At 30.9% G+C, this 5,006-nt stretch carries 5 protein-coding genes; all 5 read right to left on the bottom strand.

From position 1 onward, the window contains the following. Positions 1-302: hypothetical protein (locus KKC53_07065; protein ID MBU2598906.1), on the bottom strand; the 302-nt coding region annotated here is incomplete at its 3' end. Positions 303-397: 95 nt separating this feature from the next. Further along, positions 398-1,075, bottom strand: coding sequence for an HD domain-containing protein (locus tag KKC53_07060; protein MBU2598905.1), 678 nt, complete (start codon positions 1,073-1,075; stop codon positions 398-400). Between the two features lie 830 nt (positions 1,076-1,905). Then, on the bottom strand, positions 1,906-2,226 hold the full coding sequence (locus tag KKC53_07055) for a hypothetical protein (GenBank protein MBU2598904.1): 321 nt from the start codon (positions 2,224-2,226) through the stop codon (positions 1,906-1,908). Positions 2,227-2,336: 110 nt separating this feature from the next. After that, positions 2,337-3,353, bottom strand: coding sequence for a 2-dehydropantoate 2-reductase (locus KKC53_07050; protein MBU2598903.1), 1,017 nt, complete (start codon positions 3,351-3,353; stop codon positions 2,337-2,339). 227 nt (positions 3,354-3,580) lie between these two features. After that, complete coding sequence (locus tag KKC53_07045) at positions 3,581-4,495, bottom strand: nitroreductase family protein (protein ID MBU2598902.1); 915 nt, start codon at positions 4,493-4,495, stop codon at positions 3,581-3,583. Between the last annotated feature and the right edge of the window lie 511 nt (positions 4,496-5,006).

Raw genomic sequence — 5,006 nt, 5'->3', positions numbered from 1 at the left:
TCTAATTGATTCTTGAAATCTTTTTCATCAAGTTTTGCTATTACTTCTCCCTTCTTAAATACATCCCCTTCTTCTGCAATAAATGAAATCTCACCTATGCTTTTAAAAGAAATTCTTAAATAATCTCTTGGTACTACTTTTCCATCTGTGGATATTTTTACTTCCATATCACCTTTTTCAACAGTATAAACCTCTCCCTCTTCAGCCTTTGTCTTACACCCAGAACTTATAAAAATTAGTAAAATTGTAAATGATATAATTAAGAGTGACTTACAAAATTCTTTAATTTTTTTAAAATCCATTTTTGACTCCTTGCAATTATGAAAACTTAGATTTATTAGGATATATAATTTTTAATCTTCCGAACTTATAAGAATTATTTTATAACAGCATAAGATTATATTTCACCATTAATTTCCCTCTTTAATCTCCTAAAGAACTGTTTCATGAATTTAAATCTTTGTTTTGCAATTTCTTTTGCTTTTTTAGTATAGAGCTTTTCGGGAATATGTTTGAATTTCATTTCAAACTCAAGATTTACAGCATGTTTGGATAAATCTTTGATTCTACCATTTTGCCTTTCACCAACAATATTATCTTTAGTATATTTATCAATGGGAATATCAGAATAGATTTTCTCTCCATATTGTCCCGCTATAATAAAAGCCCTTGCAATTCCTATTGAACCAAGAACATCCAATTTGTCAGCGTCAAAGAGAATCTTTGCTTCCTTTGTTTTGGGAACATTTTCACTTCTGAATCTATGAGTCATTATGCAATGTTTAATTTTTTCTATTTTATCTTCTTCATAACCTAAATTTCTTAAAATATTTTCAGCCATTTTGGCACCAAGAATTGCATGGTTAATTCTTCCAGAATCATCATTATCTTCTTTAACCCTTCCAATATCATGAAGTAAGACAGCTGTTTTTAGAATATCTATATCTATATCTGGTTCATTTTCTGCTAAATGTAAACATAGATTATAAACTCTCATTATATGTTCCACATTATGAGCAGAGCATGATAATTCTTTTTCAACAATTTCTTTTATTTTCCTGTATTTCTCTTCCATAATAAATCTATTATATTTAAGTATTATAAATCTTTTTAAACTAATCTATTAACTACTTGATTTTGATTAAATAGTTTCATATTTCACTATGATTTATAATAATTATTTAAAATTTTTTCAATTTGTGTTTTAAAATTTATTATTTATTTTAGATGATAAACTTCACCTACTTTTAAATCAATAATGAATTAAAAATTTGCATTTTTCTGCTCCAGTAATTACTGATTGTATAAGTTCTATTTCAACTGGTTTATTAAGTGCTGATTTAAATTGGTCCAAATCCTGCACAATTTCCAATACAACAGATTGATTTGTTTCCCTCTCAATTTATCTATCATTTTTATTCTTTCTTTCTGTGTCGTAGTAACCTTAAGACCCCCACCAAGAAATTCATTCTTGGTACAGAGCGCATATAGTGTTTATAGTCATTGCCAAACTTCCCAATATTATTTTTCTCTTTTTTTATTATACTTCTCTCTTATTCATTGCAATTATTTTCGAGTTTTATATTTTTTACAATAAGCGATCAAAGGGTGTAAATCTGAAACTTTTTATCTATTGTTATCGAAGTGCGATAGCATCTAGAAACTAATATAGGGTGAGAGTTCTGAAACTTACTTCTTTATTAGTCTCTTAACTTTCTGTATTATTTCTATGTTTCTTTACACGAACACTCGCTTCACTATACTATAATTCACAGCAGTGTAAAGTAACCCCCAGAAGAACACTGTTGTGATGAATCGTCCAGGTAATTAAAGCTCCAATATAGAATGCTATTGTATAGCTTGTTTCGATTATGACTCCAAAAATCTGAGCACCAATAGCTAAACCTATTCACCTAACGAGATTATAAGCACCAAGTGCTGTACCTTTGAATTCATTCTGTCTGAAATGCGCCCACCTAAAAGTGCTCCAATTATAGACATTAGAGCTATAGGTGCCATTACATATCTGCTTCCACTTATGCTTATCTCATGAGATTGTAAAAAACTTGGTAGGTAATTTCTTGAAAAAGATTGTGCAAAATACAAAAGTACATAAAATAGTAATATTATTAATAAGCTTTTATCTTTTAGTGTGCCAATAATATCAGATAATTCTAAGACAATATTTGAAGTTGGTTCTTTTAATAAAAGAACAACAGATATCAATGCAATTACACCTAAAAGAGCAGCAATATAAAAAGTAAAGTTTTATTCTTCATTTTTCTTTACCTCATGAATATAAAAATATTTTTTAAACTAGTGTTTTTTATCATTTTTCACCATTTAAAAATTTTTTTCAGATCATCTGGTGAGTAAAATTTGTGGGTTTTCTCTACCTCATAAACCAATTCTACAACCTTGGAATTGTATGGTGTCAGGATGCTCATCTTCTTGCCTAATCCTACGATCTCACCATTTAAATAATCTATCTCTGTTGGCTTACCTCGTAGAATACTTTGTAGGGTAGAACTAGGGGCTTTTCCAAATCTCCTGGATAAAATTCTTATCACTAAGGATGACAGAGGTAATGGTAATTTAGTAAGGGTTCTAAATAAAGATGGTCTAACTGTAGGTAGGGGCTCAAGTTTAATACCTACTTTTTCTATAACCTGAAATGCTTCTCTCAGAATCATAACTACAATTTTTCTCAATATCGAATATTCTCCGCACTCCCCTAAAGTTAAACCTGTCATCGCAGCCTGACAGTTCACTATAAGATTTCCAAGCAACTTAGTCCAGTGTGCTCCATGAATGTTATTGCTGATTTCTGTTTTAATATATTTAGCTTTATTGAGAATCAATGCAATTTCATTAACCCGTTTTCTATTTTTACTAAATGCTTCTCCTATAATTAGAAAACCCTTTCGCCTATAAGTAACCTTTCCAGGTTCCAAAAACATTGCACCAAAATTAACAACACAACTGATAATATTCTCTTTCCCAAAAACTGAAGATGCTATCTCATCACTTCTAACACCATTTTGCATTGTCACTATTGGAATATCTTTAACATAAGGTTTAATTTCTTCACAAGCTTTTTTAACATCTTGAGTTTTTACTGGTAATAGAACTAAATCTGGTTTGAAGTTAAGTTTTTCTGTGGCTTTGACTTTAATTTTCAACTCACCTAATACTCCATCCATAAATAAACCATTTTTATTTATTGCATCAATATGCGCCTTACGAGAAATAAGAGTCACATCCTCACCAGCATGTGCTAATAAGCCTCCTAAGACACTTCCTATTGCTCCTGCACCAACAACTGCGATTTTTGTTTTAATTTTTTGATTCATTTTATTTATCCCTCCGAATTAACCATATACTGGTTATTAAAGCTATTAAGCTGCCAAAGCCATAATAACCACTGACCCAATCAGCAATTATTCCCACAGTGCTCACGAAAGAAGCCAAGCCCATTTATGAAATCCTTGCTTTTCCATAATTAGTTTACCCCCCTCTTTTAAATCTGAAATACCAATAAATACTGAAGGAATTACTAATAAAAATTTCTACAAAGTTGTTAAGATTTATAATTGAAAATTGCCACTGGAATGATACCTTTGAGTAATTGGCATTCTTTAGCTAAGTTTTTATCTCCCAACCGCAATTCCCACTGACCTGTTCGTCCAATTGCTTCAGATACTAATGTGAAGTGTGACATTACAATTCCGGCATCAATGTATTGTGCTTTTACAAGTACATTTCTTTTCACAACACCAACAATTGGAGATAGCATATTTACAATACCAGTCTCTAAGGGTTTTGTTAATACAAGTGCAAGAACTATGCTCTCTGGTTTAATGATGAAACGCCATGGCTGTCGATTTGCACCCGATGGAGCTAAACGAGCATGTTCAAGTATTGTCACTACCACTGGGTCTTCCTCACTTTGTGACCAGGGTTTAGCCCAATGCTCATAAAAAACTATTTCCTTTAATGGCTTTCGGTGATGACTACTAGCTATCCTACGCACAATTTTGCTGTGAACACATTCTAACATTTCCTCAGCTGGATAACCAAGAGCACATACTGCTTCTACTGCTTCTCCAGATTTTGTCTTCACTTCATCTTCAGCAATTTTTGGATTATAAGAACCACTTATCCAACAAGTACTTAACCCTAACTTTGTAGCTTCTAACACCACATGTTCCAACACATATCCAAGATCAATTCTGGCAATGTCACTTTCTTCAGGTGTTATTCCAATTAGTAAGTGAGGTGGATTTCTCACCAGACCATATGAACCAATTATTGAAGTTAAAATGTGATTTGTCTTATCAACACCACTTACCAGTTCAATTCGCGGAGGTACAATTGTTAAATGTTTGGTTTTTTTTGCAAAATTAATTAGTTGCTCAATTTTGGCTGAATCTACAATATTTTCACTATAACTACGGGTACTTATACGCTTTTTAATTGCAGTTATTATATCCATTTCTTTCCTTAAAATATTTAATCTCTCTTTATTATCCTGTTTGGTAATACCTAAACAAAATTGTACTAACTTTGTTCTTTGACAATTTAAATTCTCTGATTTAGTAACTTACGAAGTAGTACAACTAAATTCTCGTTACGATGGTTAAATCGCCATTCTATCTCTTTTAAGTGTAGATGAAAATATTGTTTTTAAACACCATAAAAGATAAGATGACAAAAATTTTTATTGCTATAGAGAGGGTGAATTTTCATAGCCAAAACTTACTGTATCATCAGGTAATTGTCAATTTACTAAGAACATTTTTGATAACATATTACCAATATCCATATTTAAAGTATTTTTGTGTTTATTGTTTTTTCTTACCACTAACTGGGGAATTTTTAATAACTTTTCACTATATAAAAAACATTTTTATAGAATCATAAATAAATTTTCCACCAAAAAATAAAAGAAACGCACCACATATGGTAGAAACAATCTTCTGGAATTTTTTTCCAAAGTACTGTCT

This window comes from Actinomycetota bacterium, from assembly GCA_018830725.1.
In the GTDB taxonomy this organism is placed as follows: Bacteria; Actinomycetota; Humimicrobiia; order JAHJRV01; family JAHJRV01; genus JAHJRV01.
This window is presented reverse-complemented; position numbering and strand designations above follow the sequence as displayed.